The following is a 22,619-nucleotide window of genomic DNA, read 5'->3' on the forward strand; positions in this document are numbered from 1 at the left end:
AAGATTGTGTCATTAAAAATGATAAGTTTTTAAAGTTTCCAAAGACAAAATTACAATTAAACATTGGGAAATTGGGGTTTACTGAAGGTAAACTGAAGCAAGTTCGAGTTATCCCAAAATACAATGGATATGTGGTGGAATTAGTGATAGATGTTCCTTTAGAACAACAATCCGTTGAAGAGAATGGTCGTTATATGAGTATTGATTTAGGAATTGATAACCTTGCAACCATCGTAACAAACACAGGTATGAAGCCTGTACTTGTTAAAGGCAAACATGTCAAAAGCATAAATCAATATTACAATAAAATGAAGAGCCATTTTACAAGTGTTCTAAGGCAAGGTAAACAAATAAATGAAGGACCTTTTACTTCTAAAAGAATAGAAAAACTTCATCAAAAGCGTTACCTGAAAATAAAAGACATCTTCCATAAAGCTAGTCATTATATTGTAAAACTAGCTCAAGAAGAGGAAGTTTGTAAAATCGTTATTGGTCAAAACAAAAGTTGGAAACAAGAAACGAATATGGGAAAGAAAAATAACCAAACATTTTGCCATATCTCGCATAGTTTATTGATTCAAATGATTACATACAAAGCGAGTGCGGTAGGTATTCAAGTTGTTGTAACCGAGGAATCTTATACATCAAAAGCAAGTTTTCTAGATCATGACTTTATTCCAACGTATGGAACAAATGACCAAAATGCAACTTTTTCAGGAAAACGAATGAAACGTGGTATGTATCGTTCTGCAAAAGGAATCGAAATCAACGCAGACGTAAACGCTGCGGCTAATATTTTACGAAAAGTAGTCCCGAATGCATGGACAGACGGGGTAGAGGGGTTAGGCGTGAAACGGCTCGCTAGTGTGTTAACTCCACTGACGTTAATCGTCCGTTAGGTCGAAACGTTAGAACCCCCCACTTCAAGCTTTGGTAAGTGGGGAAGTATTCATCCAATTTACGATGTTTTCAAGCATCGGTAAGCTAATAGAGTGATTTATGTGAGGATAGAGAGTAAGTGAGAGATTTGAATTTTCAACTTTTCCAGATGCTAGGGCTAGTTCATAAAAAGTTTGCTGTCCAATTGGAGAAATAATTTGATCTTCCAGGCCGTGAAGTAACAGGATAGGTCTACTTTTCAAATTATGTAAAAAGTTAACAGGGTCTAATTGTTTGATAGCATCGATATCACTATAAGCGTTAGAACCTTGTTTTTGAAACATTTCTTCAGAAGTTAACCAATCCCCTGAACCATTTATATTGATTAGAGCATCAATTTGTTGTTCTTGAACAAAAGCATCAGATGCAATGAAGCCCCCCATAGAACTGCCGAGGACAATCAGTTTATGATCAGAAAGAGAAAGCCCATGAATAAACATTTGTACATCTTCAACAGATTGCAAAATCGTTCTCCAAAAATATTGTTCCATAATAGTTTTCGAAAAGTAATTTGATAAAGGTTGTCTAGAGTCGTGGTATATAATTTCGGGAATGATAACAGTGTACCCAAAATTAGCTAATATACTTGCGAGAAACGTTTGATTGTATATACTTGACCCCCAACCATGATAAATAATAATTGTAACGTGTTTCTTATCATGTGTAGGCTCAAATAATAAATAATTGATGTTATTGGAATGCATGAGTTGTTCCTTATACATGGTAACACCCCTTTAATTGTTTGAAAATTTCAATTCCAATGTTTAGTTACAGTGTATCTACTAATACGAATTTGTGCAAAATATATTTGGAAAGTGTTTATTTTTATGTAATTTGTGATGAGGAGTTTTAGGGAGGGTTTATGTATTCAAGTAACTATATATTATCAATATGGAGAAAGATAAGTACATAGGAAAACTTCTATTTTTAGGAGGAAATGAACATGAAAATTGGTTTAATTGGTTTAGGGAAAATGGGACTCAATTTAGGACAAAATTTAATTGACAAAAAGCATGAAGTAGTTGCTTTTGATTTAAATGCAAATGCGGTGAAAGAAATAGAAGGTTACGGGGCTAATGGTACCGCTACATTAGAAGAACTCATTCAATCATTAGAAAAACCGAGGATAATTTGGATTATGGTTCCACATGCTGTTGTTGATTCGGTGATGAATGAAATTAAGCCGTTTTTAAGTCCAGGAGATATTGTTATTGAAGCGGGTAATTCCCACTTTAAAGAATCGATTCGACGTTATAATGACTTCAAAGAAGCTGGAGTGCACTTTATGGATGCAGGAACATCTGGTGGAACAGAAGGTGCGCGTCACGGGGCTTGCTATATGATTGGTGGAGATCCGGAAGCTTGGGCTATTGTAGAACCTATTTTTCGGGATACAGCGGTAGAAAATGGTTATATATATGCAGGGAAAGCGGGGAGCGGTCACTTTTTAAAGATGGTTCATAATGGCATTGAATATGGAATGATGGCTGCCATTGGTGAAGGGTTTGAAGTGTTAGAGAAAAGTGAATTCGATTATGATTATGAAAAAGTAGCAAAAGTGTGGAATCATGGTTCAGTTATTCGGTCATGGCTTATGGAACTGACAGAACGTGCATTTTCTAAAGATGCCAATTTAAATGAAATTAAAGGAATTATGCATTCTTCAGGTGAAGGGAAATGGACAGTTGAAACAGCTCTTGATCTGCAAGCGGCAACGCCTGTTATCGCTATGTCATTACTAATGCGGTATCGTTCGTTAGAAAACGATACATTTACAGGGAAAGTAGTAGCGGCATTGCGCAATGAATTTGGTGGTCATGCTGTGGAGAAAAACGAGAAGAACGAATAGTTGGTATTATTGAAGTTGTACCAATCTAAGTATTTTAAACAGCCCTATTCCAATGGAAATAGGGCTGTTTATTGATTACGTAAATAGTTCAGACTTGTATATCCTTTAAAAGAAGAACACGTGCTGGAGAGGCATCTGTACCAACTAATTTTAATGGTGCTGCCACCATAAAGTAACTGTCAGGTGAGACTTCTTTTAAGTGTAATCCTTCAATAACGATAATATCTGCGCCAAATAATATTTTATGAGTAGGATGTCCTGGTTGACTACGCTCAACACCAAGAGCATCTATCCCAATCCCCCTAATTTTTCGGGCTGCTAAATAGTTTGCACCGTCCTCTTTTAAAAAAATAAAGTTAAAGTTAAATTCATTTTCAAACGAATTTCGTGTTTTAAATAGAACAAAATCATTTTCTTGAATATCAAGATTTTCTAAATCAGCTTTTGTAATTCCATCTTCAACTGCTGTTAAGTCAAAAATTTTAGCAGTTCCAACTAATTTTTCTAATGGAATGGTTTCGAACGTTTTTCCTTCATTAATCATATGAAGAGGTGCATCAATATGTGTACCCGTATGAACATCTAATTCAATACGTGATTCGGTTACGTGAGCATTTGTGGCTTTAGAAAATTTCGGCTGTTTTTCAGGTTTATTTTTATAAACAGTCATTCCTTCAAAAATAGATGCTGTTATATCATATATTTTCATTGTCACTTTCTCCTTTGAAACGAGTTGTTATAGTTGGCCACCAATGAAAATCATCTTTTTCTAATAGTGCATCAGATTCCTTAGGACCAATTGATCCAGATTCATAGTTCGGGAAGTCTGTAGCTTTATTATTTGACCAAACATTTGAAATAACATCAACAAATTTCCAAGAAAGGGCCACTTCCTCCCAATGTGCAAAATTGGTTGAGTCACCACGCATGCAATCATATAAGAGTATTTCATAAGCCTCGGGTGTATTCATTTTATCTGCACAGTTATTACAATAGCTTAATCTAATGGGGGTTGATGTTACACTGCTGTTTGTTTTTTGTGCATTTAAATGCAGTGTAATGCCCTCATCTGGCTGAATATGAATAATGAGTAGGTTAGGATGAGGTTTTCTTTCTTTATTTAAATATAAATTCATTGGAAAATCTTTAAACTGTATAACAATTTCAGTAGATTTTTCTTGCATACGTTTGCCTGTTCGAATATAAAAAGGAACTCCCATCCATTTGAAATTTTCAATCATTAGCTTACCTGCAACAAATGTTTCTGTATTCGATGTTAGATCTACCTCGTTTTCTTCATTATAGCCAACCACCTTTTTTTCGTTTATGATGCCAGGACCATACTGTCCGCGAACGAAGTATTGTTCGACTTCATTATTTGAAAGCGGTTTTAAAGCACGGAAAATCTTTATTTTTTCGCTGCGAATCTCATCTGCAGTTAGCTTAATAGGCGGATCCATCGAAAGAAGAGCGACCATTTGCAGCATATGATTTTGTACCATATCGCGGAGAGCGCCGGATGATTCATAATAACGTCCTCGATCTTCCACTCCTAATATTTCACTTGAAGTAATTTGCACGTTGGCAATATATTGATTGTTCCAAAGAGGCTCAAAAATAGCATTGGCAAAGCGAATCACTTTAATATTTTGGACCATTTCTTTTCCTAAGTAATGGTCAATCCGATAAATTTGTTCTTCTGTAAAGGCCAGGCGCAGCTGATTGTTTAGTTCTTGAGCTGAGTCATAGTCATGTCCAAACGGCTTTTCTATAATTAATCGAATCCATCCTTCTGTAGAAGTTAATCCTTCTGATTTTAAATTTGTGGCAATTGTTCCAAAAAAATCAGGCGCCATTGCTAAATAAAAAATGCGGTTTCCCGCCGTGTTATATCTTTCATCAAGTGTGCTTAACAAATTTTTAAGCTCTTGATAAGAAGAAATGTTTGTTACATCAAAAGGGTGATAGTAGAAATGGGAAGCAAATGTATCCTGACTGCCATTACCATCTGGAAAGTGATGAATAGATTGTTTGACATTTTCACGAAATATTTCATTAGACCAAGGTCTTCTTGCAACGCCGACAACGGCAAAATCCTCAGAGATTTTGCCGCTTCGATACAGTCTATAAATGGAAGGAAACAATTTACGCTTTGCTAAATCACCTGTCGCACCAAAAATAACAATAATTGCTTTAGGAGTTTTTATCATGTAATAAGCCTCACTTTATTGTAAATAAGTTCAAACTTAGTATGTGGTTTATTTAGTAATACATGTAAGATATAGGATGAATAATTTACTGTAGCGTATTGAATGATGAGAAGTGCTTAGAAAAGAAGGAGAACTTTGGAAAATAAAGAAATATAGAATGAATACAAAGATGAGGAGAACTGGAGATGCCATACATTTGTGTGCTTTCTATAAACATAACTGAACTTTTAGAATTTAGTAAAGAAGAGGTAACGCAATCTTGAACAAGCGGGGAGAATATATGGTGGAAGTACAAGTAAAAGCAGTGACGAGAGAGAATTGGAAAGAAGCTTTAAATATAAAAGTAAAAGACGCTCAAAATCATTTCGTTCCCTCTGTATCAGTATCGCTTGCTAAAGTGTATATAAAACCAGACGGTGATCATGTGAATTATCTGCCCTTTGCCATTTATGAAAAAGAGCGGGGGATGATTGGTTTTGTGATGCATGCTTTTGTTGAGAATACGAATGATATGTATTGGATCAATGGTTTTATCATTGATGAAAAGCATCAAGGGAAAGGATACGGCCGAGCGGCGCTTTGCGAGATGGTGAACTGGATTATAAATCAATATCCGCAGTGCAAAGAAATTCGCTTAACAGTTCATAAAGAAAACGATGCTGCTCGTCAATTATATAAAAGTTTTGGTTTTGTGGAAGCAGGAAAATTTGATGAAGAAGAAGATTTATTGTGCTTTATAATTGACAGGGAAGAATAGATGATAGACAAACTTCATAGAGCTAATATACCTTTTATATATTTACGGTGTATTTTAATTTACATGAGGATGTAAATTGAAATGTGTAAAATGACAATAAAGTTATTTGATTTTAAAAGATCAAATAAGCATAACCCCGTTCAAAATATAGGACGGGGTTAAAAATATAGTTGTTTAATCTTGATATAAGATACTTCACTACACTAAAAAATATAACAATAAAATCATTTAAAAATCTAAGTTTTAATCCACAATAGCGCCCGATTGTGGATTATCATAAGTACATGTCTTGTTCAACTAACTTGTCGTTAGTTGAACAGGGTTCATTTCATTCCCTTAAATTCCTAATAATTTTTTTCAAAAAAATTAATTATCTCATCTTTATAATTAAATCTATCATTGAGCTTTTGTAACAATTCAATATCATGGGTATGAGTTTTTCCTGTCTCGAGCATTTCCTGATATAAGTCAATATAAGGAAGTTTATTACTTATAGCGTTTTTTAATTCCTTTTCTACATCATAGGAAATTTTTTTAAATTTCACCTCAGCAATCCCCGTCTCATCAATTTCAAGAATTGCATACTGAGCACGTAGGTCAGAACGTAACTTGTCCCATCTGTAAAATGGCTGTCCAATAGTTCCTGGGTTAATAATCAATTGATCATTGCTACTATAGCGTAACAATTGGTGATGGGTATGAGCATAAATCGCAATATCGTAATCATGCTCAAATAACTGATCAAAATTTTTTTGATTATTAGTGGGCCATAAATCCCCTCCATAATTTTTATTTTGTAAATTATGGCTAACACTGATAGATAGATTATTAACTTGTTTTGTTAGGTGTAATGGTAAATTCTTAATAAGATTAATATAGTTTTCATCCAAATTTTCACACTGATACTGAACTAACCTAGAAACATAGATATCAGTAGCGTTATCAAAATCAATCTCTTTATTCAGTACGTCAAGGAAGCTGTCTTCCCAGTTTCCTTTAACATAAGTAGCAACTTGAATACTATCTAATATTTCAAATAAATCATTTGCTCCGGGCCCAGGCATGATTAAATCTCCTAAAAACCAATAGTCAGTGACACCTTCTTTAATCGAATCTTCGATAACGGCTTTTAAAGCACTTGCATTTCCATGGACATCTGCTAGTAAAGCAATTTTATGTTTCATGTATTTCATTTGTCCTCCCCCTAAGATTGACAGTATAATCAAAATAGAATGTATATTCTTATTTTATCATTTTATGGTATATCATGGAATTCATTCAAGCTGTCTCGTTAGTTTAAATACAAACCTTCACAATCTCTTCTAAGCTATTACATAGAAATCTTATTTTTTATAAGGTTTTGTTCAACAAACGGGGCAAATTGTTGAGGAATTATAGACAGTAGACATCCTGATTAAAGATTGTTTGTGAAAAGTTACAATTAAGCTAACGGGCAGAATACTTGAATAAGATTAATGGTAAAATTGAGAAGTATGGAAGACTTGAAAAAGAATATAAACTAGTTGGTTACAATTAAAAGGGTCTTAATATTAAGGAAGGAAGTGCAAAACTATGGATTTCGAAACAGTTATGCAGGAGCTTGAAGCCCTCGGTAAGGAACGAACTAAAAAAATGTACATATCCAATGGTGCGCACGAGCCGCTTTTTGGCGTAGCTACAGGTGCTATGAAACCAATTGCAAAGAAAATAAAAATAAATCAACGTTTAGCTGAAGAGCTTTATTCCACAGGTAACTACGATGCAATGTACTTTGCAGGCATTATTGCAAACCCAAAAGCTATGAGTGAGTCGGATTTTGATCGTTGGATGGATGGGGCGTATTTTTATATGCTGTCCGATTTTGTGGTGGCAGTAACTTTATCAGAGTCAGATTTTGCACAAGACGTTGCTGATAAATGGATTACAAGCGGTGACGAGCTGAGAATGTCAGCGGGCTGGAGTTGCTACTGCTGGCTTTTAGGGAATCGCCTAGACAATGAATTTTCCGAAAACAAGATTTCCAATATGCTTGAAATTGTGAAAAATACGATTCATGATTCGCCAGAACGAACGAAATCCGCTATGAATAATTTTCTATACACCGTGGGGATTTCATATTTGCCGCTACATGAAAAGGCAGTCGAGACCGCAAAGGAAGTAGGTACAGTAGAAGTAAAACGGGACAAGAAAAAAAGCAGCTTCCTAAATGCTTACGAAAGTATTCATAAAGAAATTGATAGAGGAAGGCTTGGTTTCAAACGTAAATATGTAAGATGTTAAAAATCAGCTTAGTATCGGGGTGTTGATCCAAGAAGGATTGACACTCTTTTTGTTAAAATACATAGATATTAATTCGTAAATCTATATCTATGTATACAAAAAGATATTATAATAACTGAATAAATAAATGTTTTTTAGGAGGAACTATTTTTGAAAGAGTTGGTATATTTAGATAAGGATGTTATCCATTCTTTTATTGCACAAATAAATAATGAATTGATCGGTACGACGAAAAGTATAGAGGTAAAGGAAAATACGCTAGGGCAGCAGTATAGTGCTCTAAATGAATTTGAAGATTATCTTCTTAAAAATTCTTCTTTAGTTAATTTTAAAGAGCAGAAAGACAGCGAAGAAGTGACTCCAGGTACATATGTCAAGTTTACCTCAAGTTTTCAACCAATAAATTTTGATGTTGTTCAAAAAATGATAAATGATAAATTTATTAAATTTCTCTTTAATAAACTAGAAGAAGCAAAAAATATAGAAGTACAAACTATCCTTGAACAAACATTAACACTTGAACAAAGAAGTGTTTTTCTGAATGAACTTGAAAAAACATACGAGAATATGGTGAGTGTGCAAAAGAATAAGATTCATTCAGTGAAAGATATGTTGGTATACATTAAAGAGGCTATTCCATATAGCTCATTTATAAAGATGGATAATTGTTTAATACCAGTTAAGGAGTGCTATTTAACAGAGAGCATAGGGGAACTCGCTTTTAAATATGGTTCAGCAGATGCATCAGTTGAAATTACCCTTATTGGAAAAATAACAAAAAAAATAAATAAAAAAGAAATAAATTCGCTAGACTATTCGAACTTGGTAGATAAGCAGCCAAGCGAAATTTTACATGAATTTTTAGGATTTCCTACAAATTTGCTTGGGGGATTTGGAGTTGTTGCAGCGAATAACTATATCATTTCACCTGTTGCTATGTATTTCGAATAAGGTTACATGTTTAACATTTTCTCCCTATGTTACAATTTATATGATGGGCGTATAAAAGCTAGGGGGGAGAACATGGGGAGAGAAGTGTGCTTTGATGACGAAGCGGTAATTTTAAAATTAAATGGAGTAACTGGTTTTTTTGCGGTGAAACTATCTTTAAAAATGCCATTTCATACAATTGAAAGTGTGATTGTAGACTATTTTGATGCTCCGCAGTGGATGCTTCGCATGCCTGGAACATCAATTCCTGCCCTTAACATTTTCGAGGGAAGTTTTAAATATGCTGATGAATGGTATTTTCTTTCCTATGAAAATAGAGTACCTCTTGTCATGATTGAATTAGAAGGTCACGAAAAATATAAGTATGTTGTTTTTGAAATTGATAATCCTACTAAGGTAGCAGCAGATATTCGGAAACGTATGAGAGATTAATATTTGTGTTGGATAAAGGGTGATACAAGATTTGTAATTGTATCACCCTTTTAAAAAAAAACGCCAAAAGCGTTGATATGACGCGGTTTCTGACTACTAGAAATTGCTAATAAATAAGCGGTGTGAAGTCATGATGTTTGAGATGCATTTATAAAATGTTTTACTTCTTCCTTATTCCAAACCTGGAATGAGGTTTTTTCTTTTCTCGAACTTTCTACCATTATAGCCGGATTGAATGAATTTAATTTAAATTTAACTTCTTGATTCTAAGCTGCACTTAGTGGTATGTGGACTAAATTACTCGTGTTTGAAGATATACTTTCATTTAATTTATTATAGAACCGCTGAATGTGCTTTTCTTTACATTAATTTTTTATTCAATCCATTCGGGAGCTTTCCAGAAGAAAAGAGGTTGTTAAAGCGCTTGAAAAATGTGTAGGTACTCCAAAACAGGTACGCACAAAACTCACATACGAAATTGGCGATATTATCGAAAATAAATGTAGACGGTGTTATTACAATCGTTCGGTTGATGAATGTTTTAGTATTAGTGTTTGTTCTATTTGCTCAACTGGTAAAGAATTACGCCAGTTGGGTAGGTATTTTGATTCAGGTCATCTTGAGCACCGTGGACCTAAAAAGACATACCAGCAGGGTTAACAGCTGAAAAAGTTCGTCAAATGAATGAGCAAACTATTCCGGATAAAGATATCAGTATTATGTGTGACCGAAGTGGCTCATATATTTCGAAATTAAAGCAGTAATGGCAGAAGGAAGGCATTTGGATAGGGACTACAAAGACATGGAATAGGAGGGGAAACGGTTGATGTTATTGAAGATGTACAAGCCATGTCTGATGATGAATTTATGGAGAAATATGCGAAGCTTATTCATCATTTAGTTTGGAAGAAATACGGGAAGAGATTGGACTCTATTGAAAATGATACAAACTTAGCCCTAGAAGATTTAGTGCAAGTTGGCATGATTGGTTTAATTAAAGCAAGAAAAACTTTTGATTATAGATTAGGATATCAATTTTCCATGTATGCGTTCTATCAGATATATAGTGAAATAGGAAGGGCAATTCGTGATTGTTCGAAAGTAAAAGCAACAAGGCCTAAATATGAATTGAGAGGGAAAATACTGCAGCAAGGTTTGAATGATAGTAAAGCAGAAGAAATCGCGTCTGAGTTAGACACAACTATTGATGAAGTAAAAATGGCTTTACGTTATCAACCTGGCGCATTGTCATTAAATAAAGTGATGAATGATTCTGGTGAAGATAAAGATATTACATTAGAGAAAACACTTGTAGATAAGCATACAGAACGCATGGAAGAAGATATTGAAAACAGAATGGTACTTGATTCTTTCGTAAACACGTTAGAAAACAAAGAGTTTTTTGTTTGGGATATGCATTCGAACAACATGATTCAACAGAGCATAGCTGATCGTGTGGGGGTTGGGCAAGTACAAGTTGGACGGATATTGAAACGGATCCAGCGCAAGGCTGTTGATTTTGGGAAGGAGCAAGGTCTTGCATAATACAATTTGAATTTTATAGCAAAGTGAGGAATCATGATGAAAATGGTTCGTAGGCGTACTGTTATTCGATTAGAGAAGCAACGGAAAAGTGTAGGTAGATTTAAAGCGATTAGATGGAATGTACAGATGCATTTAGGTAAACGTAACTGTAAGACTAAAGATATGTTAGGTGCGTATCAAGACATGCAAGCTATAAAGAATAAAGTAAAGGAGCTAACAGAAAACGTAGATGATTGATTAGTTTTATAACAAAAGTGTTATTTGAATAGAAAGTTGTAATTGGATTACAAAAAGAGAGAAGCCCTAGCGTTAATATAGCTAGAGCTTTCAAGAGGTTGCATTATGCATAATGCATATAACATGTGCTGTATATAAAGAATAATACCATATATTACAATTTATTGAACAAGTGGATTATAAAAACATTATTGGGTAATGAGTTTGTACAAAAAAGAGCACTATTTGATAAGTGCTCTTTTTAAGAGGGGTGCTATAAGAAAAACTTGGGTATTAAAGGCTGTAAATTAAGACGAGCCTTAATATAATATATGATTTACCTTTGTGAAGGTGTGGGGAAACTGAAAAAAACTTGTTCCGATTTAAAGTAAAAAGAGCAGTTAGCAAAGAGTCAACTGCTCGCCCTTGGAGAGGGAAAGGTAGGACTTAGCTGTAATTTCTTGGTGTGTCCTAACTGTAGTATATGGAAAGGCTGAAATATTATTCAGGAGGGGAAGCGTATCGTATGGAACAAATGTCATTCTTCGAAAACATCGATGAAAAAAAGATGCGTAGACGTGTTATTAAAGAATTGAAGTATTACAAAGCGCTACGGGTTCGTGTGCAGAATAGACAGGAACGAGTCGAAGCAGGATATGCTGTTCAAGAAGATGGAGATCATGAGATACGTTTTAAGCAGATAGAACGTGCGTTACTATTTGCACTAGATGAAGATGAACGTAGAATTATTGAAATGAAGTATTTGAGCAATAAAAAAGTGAAGGACACGTATGTGTACAATGAACTGATGATAAATCGCGATCCGTACTATGAAAAAAAGGGTAGTGCGATTCGATTGATTGCAACTGCGTTGGAGATTATTTGAAAATAGTTTGTTGACATTAGGAAAGCACTCAAATTAATTGAGTGCTTGTATCCTTGTTATTATATTTTATTTTGCACGTATTTTAATTGTGTATGTTGTTGTATTACCATTATAATCTGTTGCCTCAATCACTACCGTACCTTCTGAATCTGCTCTGAATGTAAGTTTTCCATTAGAAAAATCTATTGGATCAAGTTTGGAGTTTCCTTTTATAATACGATACTTTTCTGCGAATATAACATCCCAGTTTCCTACCTTCATAAGTCTTGTTTCACTATTTTTTGCTGCACGTTCTTTATCGTTTAAAGCTATTTTTGTTTTTGAATTAGATAAATTTTGTTCAGCTGCACTAACATCTGATACTGTAAAGGTTCCTAATCCAATCAATCCCGCTAATGTGATTCCAGCAAGTTTTTTCATTTTTTGCATTGTATAAAACCTCCCTATGTTTTTACGTAAGGATTTACTTTTCCCTTACAATTACGAGTCTACATTTGATGAATAATAGAGTATACACATATAAAACGACATGAATTTACAATATTATCATTAAATGTATAAAAATTACAAACAATTGTATGAGTTAATTTTTAAATTGCTGTCGTTTAAATGGAAATGATTATCAATTATGCGATTTTAGAATAAATATTTTTTGTTTTAATATTTAGATAATAATTGAGAAAAAATCCCAATATATTTTACAGGAATCTATTTGGAAAAATTTAATTTTAATGTTTTGCAGATATGAATAGAATGTATTACTTTTATAGAGGTGTATGTTTTTCGACTTTGACTCTGCTTTTTGGCAGGGTTGTTTTTGTTGGAAGAATAAAAGAAGCTCTTTAATAGAGCTCCCCTTTAAAATTCTGTTTTATCCTGCGACTATTTTAAATACTTGATACATACTAAATAACATAACAAGTGCAGCTATCTTACCAGCGATTGATTCTTTCATCACTTGCATAAGAATAATTTTAACAAATAAGCCTATAAATAGTGGTACGAATAGTATAATTGCAAGTTTCATAGCAAGAGTGTCAAAAATAGGACGAAGTGGTTCGAAATTTAGTTCCATGTTTGGTTACCTTTCTTTTATAATATCATCACAATAATACAATATAGTTTGTTTAAATAATATATTTCCCGACAAAATGGGGGATAATTTTGGGGACATTTTCGGGGATTTTTGAAAATGAGATTGATATTAAGCTTTTCTTAGGGCAAACAAGCCCTGGGAGAAGCGTCTATCCTTTATCAATGGTGTACCCACGGTTTCCGTACAGCGATGCTTTTAATAGGTCGCCAGGCACTTTGTTTGCGCAGGAAGCTGATGAGGGGGACGGAGTTAAGAGCACTTCAAGCTTATGCTTTTTGTTGAGTTTATATGTTGTGTGATTTTATAAGGAGTATGAGTTTTTTCTTTTTGTATTGATGAAAATTTGTAAAAAATAAAAAGCACTCATTTGAATGCTTTTTACTTTTGAAGTAATGCCCAAATAACAATTAGCACCAATAAACCTAGAATAAGAATTACTACTAATAATGTTGTACTTAAAGCAAGAAAAAAAAGGCTAGCAACTATAAAAAAGATTCCTAATACTAGAAAAAAAACAGCTGCCCATGTTGCATATTCATCTCTTTCCGTGAAGAATAAATGAACAAGTGAACTTCCAAGTATAAAAAAAGTGATGAATGTTATTGAAGCCAAAAGCATTCCTTGAATATGATGTTCCGTTTGAGAAAAATAGTAAGAAAATAATCCCCAAAAATCACTAGGCATATCTTGCAGTGATGTGAAAGATTTCCACCCTGAGAGTACACCAACAATTAACATTGGAAAAAAGAAAAACCCTTCTCTTTGGTCTTATCCCTGTCAAGTAGACAATATAAAAAAACTATGCAGCTAGTGCGTGTCTAAACTCAATCGGCGCACGCTGATTGAGTTTAGATTGAAATCGTTGATAATTATAATAGTAAATATAATCTTCGATGGCTTGTCTTAACTCACTTTCTGATTTACACTAGTGTAGATACAACTTCTCTGTCTTGAGGTGCGAAAAGAAGGATTCTACACAGGCGTTATCTAGGCAGTTTCCTTTGCGAGAGTGGCTGCCTTTTATGCCATATGCTTCTAATCGCTTGTTGTATGCATGAGACGTATACTGAAAGCCTTGATCCGAATGGAGAACGGCTTCAGCTACGTCTTTTTTATTTGTCCATTGTGAGACCGTGTCTAATACAAGTTGCAAGTCATTGCGTTTCGATATTTTCCATGCCACGATCTCATTGTTAAACAAATCTTGAATTACAGATAGATAATAAAAGCGTGTACCATCGGAAACGTACGTAATATCGGTCACCATTTTTTGGTTCGGACCACAAGCCTTAAATTTTCTTTTTAATCGATTTGGAAATACGACTGAAGGAGTATTTCCGTGACGTTTACGTTTCTTTCGAATGACAGATTGGATATTTAATTCTTTCATGAGACGATACACTTTTTTATGATTCACTGTATATCCACTTTCATTCAGTAACGTGGTCATACGAGGGTATCCGAATTCAGGATGAAGAAAATGAATTCCCATCATATGTTCTTTTATATCTTGATCTTCATCCGATCTCTCTTTCCTTTTGGCTCTGGTTGCCCGCCACTTATAGTAGCTCGCAGGATGTACAGAAGCAATTTCTATTAACCAAGTGATAGGATATGTGTCTCTTAGTTCCTCAATCACTTCATATTTGGCAGGTTGGCTCACTTCATCTCCTTTACTAGATTTGGATACCGCTTTTTTAGATAGGCTACCTGTGCCTTTAGATAATCTCTTTCTTCCTCAATTGTTTTAAATTTTGTACGTGGTCGTCCTCTAAACGGTGAAGTGTCTCCCTTGCGTTCAGCAAATGCTTCTCCATTTTTCCACTTTTTTACCCACACTTTTAATTGTGTACAATTTCGAATACCTAATCGTTCAGAAAGTTTTTGATAACTTTCAGATCCATTCACATAGGCTTTAACAGCATTTAATTTAAATTCTTCCGTGTAGGATTGAAATTGTTGTCCCTTTTTCGCCATAGAAAAATCCCCTCCAAGTTTCATTCTTTCCTTCATCTTATCATGAAGGTTTTTTTTGAATGTCTACTTAAAGGGGATAATACCACTGGGTGATTTTTTTATATTTCGAGCTTATTAGAGAGAACGTGTAGTTATGCAGAATTAATAATCTTATGTCGGTTTAACTGTATGAAAAAAGTTATTCCTTATGCAATGCTTTATGAATTGCCAACTGTGCTTTAGAAGTATTAGCGAAATCCAACCATTTTGCCTCAAGATGCATGGTAGGAGAATCAATTATCATTTCAACAATATCTAGGTGTGAAAACAACGATTGTATCTTGAAAGAGTTCGTAGGAAACTAAATCATAAAAAGCGAGCGCATCTTTTGTTAATTCTATATTGTTTAGAATTGTATCATCCATAAGCTGTGTAGATAGCTGTTCTACTTGAGAATGCGTCATATCGCTTGAAAGTAAAGGAAAAATACCTTCATCATATCTTCGTTTACTATCTTCAGTTTGAATCCAGATAGTCATCTCGTGATTTTCGATTTTGACCTTTGTTTGCAAACATTTATTAAATAAATTGCTTTTGATGGAAATGGTATCCTCAAATTGATGTGGAATTGGTTCGTATAATTGATGTACCATTCTAAGAATTTTATAACAATCTAAAATGGATGAAGTTGTAATATGAATTTTTGAAATCATAGTTACATCTTGAATGACTTGCAGACGAGAATAAGCAGTATTAATAGGACTTATTTCATAATCCAGGTGCCATGTTAATAGTTCGTCATGAAAGCTTTGCATGTCTGTAGAAATCGTATCTGTTAGACGGCGTAATATTTGATTATAATTTTGTAAAAGTTGTTTCATGCCTTTGTACTTTTGATTATGGAGATAAAAAAATGCAAGATCTTCTAATTCATATTGTATCGTTTTTAAATGTAGCTTATGGCAAAGTGGAGCAAATATCTTTAGTGTTTCGTTTGCATAAGGAACTTGTTTATGTTTATTTTTTACTTGCAGTGTTCTCATATTGTGAAGACGGTCAGTTACTTTTATAATTATCACTCGAATGTCTTTTTGTGCAGCCATAAGTAATTTTTTGAAATTAATTGCTTCAAATTCTTCTTTATTTTGTACAGATTTTTTATCCACTTTCGTTAGTCCATCGACTATATAAGAAACTTCATTTCCAAAGTGTTTTTGTATATCTTCCAATGTATAATTGGTATCTTCTACGACATCATGTAATAATGCCGAAATTAATGTTACACAGTCGGCCTTGCAATCTAGCAATATGTCTGTAACAGCAAAAGGATGTAGAATATATGGTTCTCCGGATATGCGAAATTGTCCTTCATGTGCTTGTTCAGCGAATGAAATAGCAAGTTGAAACTTCTCAAATTCATTTTTAGTTAAATAAGTAGCTTTATGAATCAGTTGTTCTTTCACGAATTCACCTTCATTTTTTTATTTTTTTAATTAAGGAATAATAGTTCGCCTTCACACAGGAAAAAGCCTTTCTAATAGCATATAATTGTAGGTAGACCTACATCATATTTTTGACATCATCCATATACTATTTTTCATGTTTAGAGATGAAAGGGGAATATGTATGAGAATAGAAGTAGAAAAAGTACTGCAAGATCTTGAAGTATTCGGATTAGAACATGATCACACAAAAGAAACGAGAGAAGAAAGATTGCGTAATGTATCTAAAGAAATGGGGCAGTTTTTATCCATTATGGTGAAAATGCGTGACGCAAAACACATATTAGAAATTGGAACATCAAATGGATTTTCTACAATATGGCTTGCTAATGCTGTAGAGGAAACAAAGGGAACTGTTACAACAGTTGAACTTTCATCGAAACGAGTGGCAGAGGCAAATGAAAACTTCCAAAAGGCAAACCTCACAAACTATATTCATATCCATAATCAAGAAGCTGGGGCATTTTTATCAGAACAGCTAGACAAGTCGTATGATTTTATTTTTTTAGATGCAGAACGAACGCAATATTTATGGTGGTGGGAAGACTTAAAACGCATTTTAATGCCTAAAGGTATTATCGTCGTTGATAATGCAACTTCGCATGCGGAAGAATTACAGAATTTTTTTGATTTAGTCGAAGAAGAGAAGAAGTTTGAAACAGTGTTATTGCCTTTTAAGATGGGTGCTTATGTCATGCGGAAAAATAGTTAAATAGAATATACAAGAAGAATTGTTAACTTGTAAACGAAAGAATACGCCCTAAGAATGGATGTTTCTCAGCCTTAAGTCTGAGGACAATTAAAAATACAATAGGTATACTTATAATATAAAACGGGGAATGAATGCTATATAGACCGTTTCAAGATATGGTCACCTAACCATAATTATAAGTGTATGTATATAAAGGAGCGATTTTGTTGACGGAATTGCAAAAGAAGGAAATCTTATCACAGGACAATATAGAAATAGTAGTAGATTCAGTCATTAAAGATGAGGAATTAGCTGAACTAAATAAAGAAGCAGATTTGTATGTACAAAAGTTAAATAGTGAACATAATGCAGATCTTTCAAAAGTACTGGCACAACTTGCTGATTTAGGAGATAAAGAACAACGTGATGCAGGACAGACATTAACGGCATTAAAACGTCCAGTAACGGCGATGATGAATGGGAAAAATGAGGATATTCCTAAAACATTACTTGATTTACGTAAAGTTGTTTCAGAATTAAATCCGAATTCACTAAATGCATCTGGTATGAAACGAATTATGTTCAAAGTATTTAAGAAAAATCCGATGGAAACGTATGTTCATAAATATCAATCCATTGATAAACAAATTGAAGAGATTATAAAAGCGCTATTAGTCGGTCGTGATAATTTACGAGAAGACAGCATCGGTTTAGAAATGTTAAAAGAACAATCCGAGCAAAAGATTCATGCGCTTGATAAACAAGTGTATTTAGGGAAGAAGCTTGCGGATATGTTGGAAGTAGAAAAACAAAACCCAGAGCGGCAAAAAGATGTTCCATTAATTAACGATGCGCTAGAAAAGATACTTGTACGTACGCGTAATATGCAGCAAGCAAAGAGTGTGTTACTGCAATCAATTGCCTCTGTTGATATTATTAAGAAAAATAATGAAAAATTAACAGAAGCGATTCGAAATGCAATTACAATGACGCAAAACGTTGTTACAGTTTCAGCAGCTATTCAATTGGCGTTAACGAATCAAAGGAAAACAATTGACGCTGTGAATGCAACAAATGAAGCAATCGAATCAATGATATTAAGTAATTCACAGGCGTTAAAGCAAAATACAGAAGAAACGACTAAGTTGTTAGAAAATCCAGCAATCGGCATGGAGAAACTTCGCGAATCATTCCAAAACGTATTTGCGGCGATTGAAGCGTCTGAAAAATCAACAGAACGTATTATTGAATCAAGTAAAATGTTTGTAAAAGAACTAGACACGTTCAACGATGAAATGAAAAAGAAGCTCATTCAGCGTCCAACTAAATAGACTGCAATAGAGGAGGTGAAAACATGGGTTTCTTTGAATTTATTTTGTTACTTATCGGCATAGTCCTTTTGATAGGACTTACAGCAGTAATTTTACTTGCTTATTTTGGCCGGAAATTTTTTGTATCATGGACAAAACCGTATAAACGAGCGACAGACTCAATGGAGCGTTTATCGCACAGCACAGTACCTTTCTTACAAGAATTCACACAGCATCCGTTGTTTTACCGCTGGATTCGTACGGAAGGAAGCAGTAGTCAAAAAGCGTTCACCGTTCTTTTTTGTACAACTAACGAGCGCACAAAAGAACAAGTTTTTTCTATGTTGCCGAAGGAAAAACAGAAAAAACTTCACTACACTGTAAAAACAACAAAGCAAGTTACAAGTGAAGATATGGAAATGACGACGATGAAAGTAAAAGAATTCTTGAAGCGAGAATTACAGCAACCATCCAAGCCAACAGATTTCTCGTTTTACAAGTTGTACTTTTTTGACCGATATCCAGACGCATTAAAACATATTGAAATGTATAAACGTTCAGTAAATCCATCATTGCAAAGATGTATTGATGATGTGACAATCTCTGTACTGCAAGCGATTCCGTACTATCAAGAAAATCGTATGTTTGAACAGCAACATAAACTCGAGACTTTCTTAATGAAAGACTTAGTAGATATGTTATCACTCATTGCGCAAATACCACCGGCGCAGCGTTCAGAGAAAGAAGAAGAACTTACGATCTATCTAAAAGGATTTCAAAAAGAGATGGAAGCAGTAGAACGTAACATTCGCAACGCTGTCGATCACGATTTACAAGTGAAGATGCGTGCGGCTAAAGAAAAATTTAAGAACTAAACAAGTGAGCATTGATATATCAATGCTCACTTGTTTAGTTTAGGAGTAAAAACAATAAAAATTTCATGTACCGTAATGATAATAAACCCATATATAACCTAAAAGAAAATCATAATAAACCACTTTTTGTACAATTGCAAATGAATAACAAACGTTGCTCACCGGAAAAAAATTTCCGGAATTTTTAATATCTTCTTATTGAACACAAGGAATTTATCGCTTGGGAAATGAATTCATAAAATATGTTTCAACATGACATCGCTGATTGTGTTGGACGGATATCAAATTGGTTCACATGAAGTTGCGTATTGGATGTATCTTTTCTCACATTAGAACTTACAACAGAAGATTATCGTAAAATATATAAGAATGAACTTACACAAGAAAAAATGAAACGATTAGACTGTTAAGTGATAAGAAAGTTGTTTTATTTAGAATAAAGTCGTTAAAAAATGCGGGTCATTCTATTCAACAATCGGGCCATTTAACGAAATAAAATTTTAAGTAGCTGGAATAGGCTATTTATTTGGATTTTTTGCTTATGAAATTTATAGCAAGAAAGGAAACAATTATTCATAAATAGCTATCTTCCAGAAACAAACGCGATTGTTGAATAAAACTTAGATTTTCAAACGACTTTATTGTTATATTTTTTAGTGCAGTGAAGTATCTTACATCAAGATTAAACAACTATATTTTTACCCCGTTCTAAATTTAGAACGGGGTTATGCTTGTTTGAGCTTTTAAAATTAAATAACTTTATTGTCATTTTACATAGACGACATTGCAGATGCTTTAAGGAACCTTAACAATCAATGCTAGTGGTTGCTGAAATGGAGTAAGAAAAGATTGTTTCTAAAAGTAATAGTTAAATGTATCTCATTTATATGCATTGTAATATAATCAATATAATTGAAAGGTGAGTTCGTACCGCAATATAGATTAATAGTAACAAGAGCTGAGAAAAAATATTCCTGTCTGAATTAGCTCAAATGGTAGGGGTATCTAGACAAACAATTAGTTCTGTTACAACAGGGGAATTTTATTCAACGAAAAAATGATCATTAGTATTTGTATTGTGTTAGATGAAAAATATGATGAATGATTATATTTTGATGTATTCGTTTGCTAGTAATCAAAATACAAAGCTAAGAAATTTCTTGGGTCACAATTCTTACACAGTCATAAATGGAGGCAATAGTTATGCAGCAAATTAAAAAAATAGGACATTCATTTTGGTATATGACACCTGTTTCTGAAACAGATAGACCTATCTTAGGAATGGTAGTTGGAAAAGAAAAGACTTTGATGATAGATGCAGGTAATTCAGAAGCACATGCACATTTGTTTTTAGAAATGCTAAACGAACAAAACATCTCAAATCCTGATTTCGTTGCATTAACACACTGGCATTGGGATCATATTTTTGGGTTGCCTGTATTAAAAAATGCTTTGTCCATCGCACATAGTGAAACAAAAAAAGAGATGAGTACACTCGTTTCTTATGAATGGACAGACGAGGCCTTGGACACACGAGTAAAAGAAGGTACAGAAATTGAATTTTGTGCTACTTGTATAAAAAAAGAATTCAGTGAACAACCAAGAAATATTCAAATTGTCTTACCGTCATTAACGTTTCAGAAGCAACTTGAATTAGACCTTGGTGATGTGACATGTGTGTTAAAGCATGTGGGGGGTGACCATTCACATGACGCCGTTGTCATTTATATTAAAGAAGAAAAGATATTGTTTTTAGGAGATTGTATCTATGCAGATATTTTTTCTTCGAAGTGGAACTATACAACGAAACGAACGTTTGAATTAATACAAGAATTAGAGAAATTTGATGCTGAGACCTATATTCTTTCACATGGGAAAGCAATTGATAGAAATGAATTTTTGCAAGAGATTCGTTTGCTAAAAACAGTAGGTACCTACACGGAAATACATAAAGGCGATGCAGAAAAAATAAAAACGGCGTATAAACAAGAACTTGATAGAGAATTAAACGAAGATGAGTTAGAAACAATAGAGTACTTTGTAAATGGTTATGAAATGGTTAACTTGTAACATACTACTCCATTCCGAAGAACGACATTAAATACAATAGAGCCACTCTTTTAGAGAGAGGCTCATATATATATGCAAGAGAAATAGGGCGCGGCTGAGAAATACACGCTGATGGCGAATGTATCATCATCGTAAACGTCAAGTAACTCCAAAATATACAATAAAGATTGCTTTTAGAGTTGCTTGACGTTTACTACAAATCTATTCATCCTAACAGTCTATAGCAAAACATATATCTAAGCAGAATTTTCCGTTTGCGCTACCAGGTTCGATAAGGCGAATTGTAATTGCTTTGATATTTTGAATCGTTTTAGAAACCGAATTTCCAGGGGGAATTGTGAAAAGAATAGGGTTTCCTGTATGGTGTTCCACATTCACTTCAACAAGTGAGCTCTGTATATCATTATAAACCGTGACGGTACCAGTAATAGAATTATGGACTTTCTTTTCCCAAACTTTTAGGAAAGTAAAATTATCTCTAAGTAAAAAGTTACCGCAAATGTCATTACATACAACTTTGCATTCTTCTTGCGGTTTTTGGGGTGGATCACAAATCGGAACAGGGAAAGAACAAGGTATTCCAATCGGATAATGAATTGGCATAGAATTACAAAGGTTTCTTGTCATGTACAATGCCTCATTTCTAAATAATATAAATACGTACTATATAATATTTAACAATCACATATACGTTAACAAGTAATAGGGAATAATTAGTAAGAAGTTGAGAAAAGTACAGTGATTTAAAAAAGATATTAACCCGAAAATGGATTAATATCTTTTCATAGGTTAGGCTACTCGTCTAGAAGCGTCAACACAAACTCTACCAGTAACAGGCTGACCAGCAGCACCAGAAAAAGCAACCAATGTTCCTATGTTTGCTACATAAACAGTTTTGCTATCTCCTTGGTTCAATGCGGATATAATGTTTGTACCATTATTTGCTAAAAAAGCAGTACTACTGCTTGTAGAAAAGTTAGTTAAAGTAACGTAACCAGAAAGTATTGGCCCACCAGTATTATCAAATACAGCAACTTGATACTACGTCAAGATA

Annotated in this window: 21 protein-coding genes and 2 pseudogenes; 13 read left to right on the forward strand and 10 right to left on the reverse strand. The window is 33.8% G+C overall.

Annotated features, from left to right (window positions below):
• A partial coding sequence (locus V7024_RS20975) for an RNA-guided endonuclease InsQ/TnpB family protein (protein ID WP_335523508.1) occupies window positions 1-899 on the forward strand: 899 nt, incomplete at its 5' end.
• Between the two features lie 24 nt (window positions 900-923).
• Here V7024_RS20975 and V7024_RS20980 read toward each other — a convergent pair.
• Window positions 924-1,661 carry an alpha/beta hydrolase family protein gene (locus V7024_RS20980; protein WP_335523510.1) on the reverse strand — a complete coding sequence of 246 codons (738 nt, stop codon included), beginning with the start codon at window positions 1,659-1,661 and terminating at the stop codon, window positions 924-926.
• A 221-nt stretch (window positions 1,662-1,882) separates the two neighbouring features.
• Here V7024_RS20980 and gnd point away from each other — a divergent pair, with 221 nt between their 5' ends.
• Window positions 1,883-2,788: a phosphogluconate dehydrogenase (NAD(+)-dependent, decarboxylating) gene (gene gnd, locus V7024_RS20985; protein WP_335523512.1), complete on the forward strand. Its 906-nt coding sequence runs from the start codon at window positions 1,883-1,885 to the stop codon at window positions 2,786-2,788.
• A gap of 88 nt (window positions 2,789-2,876) precedes the next feature.
• Here the strand turns inward: gnd and V7024_RS20990 are convergent, their stop codons facing one another.
• Complete coding sequence (locus V7024_RS20990) at window positions 2,877-3,497, reverse strand: cyclase family protein (protein ID WP_335523514.1); 621 nt, start codon at window positions 3,495-3,497, stop codon at window positions 2,877-2,879.
• Window positions 3,484-4,998 carry a glucose-6-phosphate dehydrogenase gene (zwf, locus tag V7024_RS20995; protein WP_335523516.1) on the reverse strand — a complete coding sequence of 505 codons (1,515 nt, stop codon included), beginning with the start codon at window positions 4,996-4,998 and terminating at the stop codon, window positions 3,484-3,486. The genes V7024_RS20990 and zwf overlap by 14 nt, the downstream gene beginning before the upstream one ends.
• Window positions 4,999-5,281: 283 nt before the next feature.
• On the opposite strand from zwf, the gene V7024_RS21000 reads away from it, so the two are divergent.
• On the forward strand, window positions 5,282-5,755 hold the full coding sequence (locus V7024_RS21000) for a GNAT family N-acetyltransferase (RefSeq protein WP_335523519.1): 474 nt from the start codon (window positions 5,282-5,284) through the stop codon (window positions 5,753-5,755).
• Between the two features lie 344 nt (window positions 5,756-6,099).
• On the opposite strand, the gene V7024_RS21005 is transcribed toward V7024_RS21000, so the two are convergent.
• Window positions 6,100-6,939 carry a metallophosphoesterase family protein gene (locus V7024_RS21005; protein WP_335523558.1) on the reverse strand — a complete coding sequence of 280 codons (840 nt, stop codon included), beginning with the start codon at window positions 6,937-6,939 and terminating at the stop codon, window positions 6,100-6,102.
• Between the two features lie 388 nt (window positions 6,940-7,327).
• On the opposite strand from V7024_RS21005, the gene V7024_RS21010 reads away from it, so the two are divergent.
• From V7024_RS21010 to V7024_RS21035, 6 genes are all read left to right on the forward strand, one after another.
• The gene (locus V7024_RS21010; protein ID WP_335523521.1) at window positions 7,328-8,035 is read left to right on the forward strand and encodes a DNA alkylation repair protein; all 708 of its coding nucleotides are present in this window, start codon (window positions 7,328-7,330) and stop codon (window positions 8,033-8,035) included.
• A 150-nt stretch (window positions 8,036-8,185) separates the two neighbouring features.
• Window positions 8,186-8,986: a DUF6414 family protein gene (locus V7024_RS21015; RefSeq protein ID WP_335523523.1), complete on the forward strand. Its 801-nt coding sequence runs from the start codon at window positions 8,186-8,188 to the stop codon at window positions 8,984-8,986.
• Window positions 8,987-9,058: 72 nt separating this feature from the next.
• Window positions 9,059-9,418 carry a hypothetical protein gene (locus V7024_RS21020; protein WP_335523526.1) on the forward strand — a complete coding sequence of 120 codons (360 nt, stop codon included), beginning with the start codon at window positions 9,059-9,061 and terminating at the stop codon, window positions 9,416-9,418.
• An 849-nt stretch (window positions 9,419-10,267) separates the two neighbouring features.
• Window positions 10,268-10,963 carry a sigma-70 family RNA polymerase sigma factor gene (locus V7024_RS21025; protein ID WP_335523528.1) on the forward strand — a complete coding sequence of 232 codons (696 nt, stop codon included), beginning with the start codon at window positions 10,268-10,270 and terminating at the stop codon, window positions 10,961-10,963.
• Window positions 10,964-10,999: 36 nt separating this feature from the next.
• Entirely contained in the window at window positions 11,000-11,200 is a 201-nt protein-coding gene (locus tag V7024_RS21030) for a hypothetical protein (protein ID WP_335523530.1), read from the forward strand.
• A gap of 505 nt (window positions 11,201-11,705) precedes the next feature.
• Window positions 11,706-12,065: an ArpU family transcriptional regulator gene (locus V7024_RS21035; protein WP_335523533.1), complete on the forward strand. Its 360-nt coding sequence runs from the start codon at window positions 11,706-11,708 to the stop codon at window positions 12,063-12,065.
• Window positions 12,066-12,131: 66 nt separating this feature from the next.
• On the opposite strand, the gene V7024_RS21040 is transcribed toward V7024_RS21035, so the two are convergent.
• The 5 genes and pseudogenes from V7024_RS21040 to V7024_RS21060 form a co-directional block, all read right to left on the reverse strand.
• The gene (locus V7024_RS21040; protein ID WP_335523535.1) at window positions 12,132-12,494 is read right to left on the reverse strand and encodes a hypothetical protein; all 363 of its coding nucleotides are present in this window, start codon (window positions 12,492-12,494) and stop codon (window positions 12,132-12,134) included.
• Window positions 12,495-12,936: 442 nt separating this feature from the next.
• On the reverse strand, window positions 12,937-13,140 hold the full coding sequence (locus V7024_RS21045; RefSeq protein WP_335523538.1) for a hypothetical protein: 204 nt from the start codon (window positions 13,138-13,140) through the stop codon (window positions 12,937-12,939).
• Between the two features lie 399 nt (window positions 13,141-13,539).
• On the reverse strand, window positions 13,540-13,899 hold the full coding sequence (locus V7024_RS21050) for a hypothetical protein (RefSeq protein ID WP_335523541.1): 360 nt from the start codon (window positions 13,897-13,899) through the stop codon (window positions 13,540-13,542).
• A gap of 61 nt (window positions 13,900-13,960) precedes the next feature.
• Window positions 13,961-15,138, reverse strand: a pseudogene (locus V7024_RS21055) (IS3 family transposase).
• A 178-nt stretch (window positions 15,139-15,316) separates the two neighbouring features.
• Window positions 15,317-16,580 (reverse strand): annotated as a pseudogene (locus V7024_RS21060) (HD domain-containing protein).
• A 163-nt stretch (window positions 16,581-16,743) separates the two neighbouring features.
• Here V7024_RS21060 and V7024_RS21065 point away from each other — a divergent pair.
• From V7024_RS21065 to V7024_RS21080, 4 genes are all read left to right on the forward strand, one after another.
• Window positions 16,744-17,331: an O-methyltransferase gene (locus V7024_RS21065; RefSeq protein ID WP_335523546.1), complete on the forward strand. Its 588-nt coding sequence runs from the start codon at window positions 16,744-16,746 to the stop codon at window positions 17,329-17,331.
• A gap of 206 nt (window positions 17,332-17,537) precedes the next feature.
• The gene (locus tag V7024_RS21070) at window positions 17,538-18,641 is read left to right on the forward strand and encodes a toxic anion resistance protein (protein ID WP_335523549.1); all 1,104 of its coding nucleotides are present in this window, start codon (window positions 17,538-17,540) and stop codon (window positions 18,639-18,641) included.
• Between the two features lie 23 nt (window positions 18,642-18,664).
• The gene (locus V7024_RS21075; RefSeq protein ID WP_335523551.1) at window positions 18,665-19,495 is read left to right on the forward strand and encodes a DUF3974 domain-containing protein; all 831 of its coding nucleotides are present in this window, start codon (window positions 18,665-18,667) and stop codon (window positions 19,493-19,495) included.
• 1,203 nt (window positions 19,496-20,698) lie between these two features.
• Window positions 20,699-21,565, forward strand: a complete 867-nt coding sequence (locus V7024_RS21080) for an MBL fold metallo-hydrolase (RefSeq protein WP_335523555.1) — start codon at window positions 20,699-20,701, stop codon at window positions 21,563-21,565.
• 210 nt (window positions 21,566-21,775) lie between these two features.
• On the opposite strand, the gene V7024_RS21085 is transcribed toward V7024_RS21080, so the two are convergent.
• Window positions 21,776-22,192, reverse strand: a complete 417-nt coding sequence (locus V7024_RS21085; RefSeq protein WP_335523557.1) for an S-Ena type endospore appendage — start codon at window positions 22,190-22,192, stop codon at window positions 21,776-21,778.
• Window positions 22,193-22,619 lie beyond the last annotated feature (427 nt).

The sequence above is a fragment of the Bacillus sp. JJ864 genome (assembly GCF_036963045.1).
Lineage (GTDB): Bacteria > Bacillota > Bacilli > Bacillales > Bacillaceae_G > Bacillus_A > Bacillus_A pseudomycoides_C.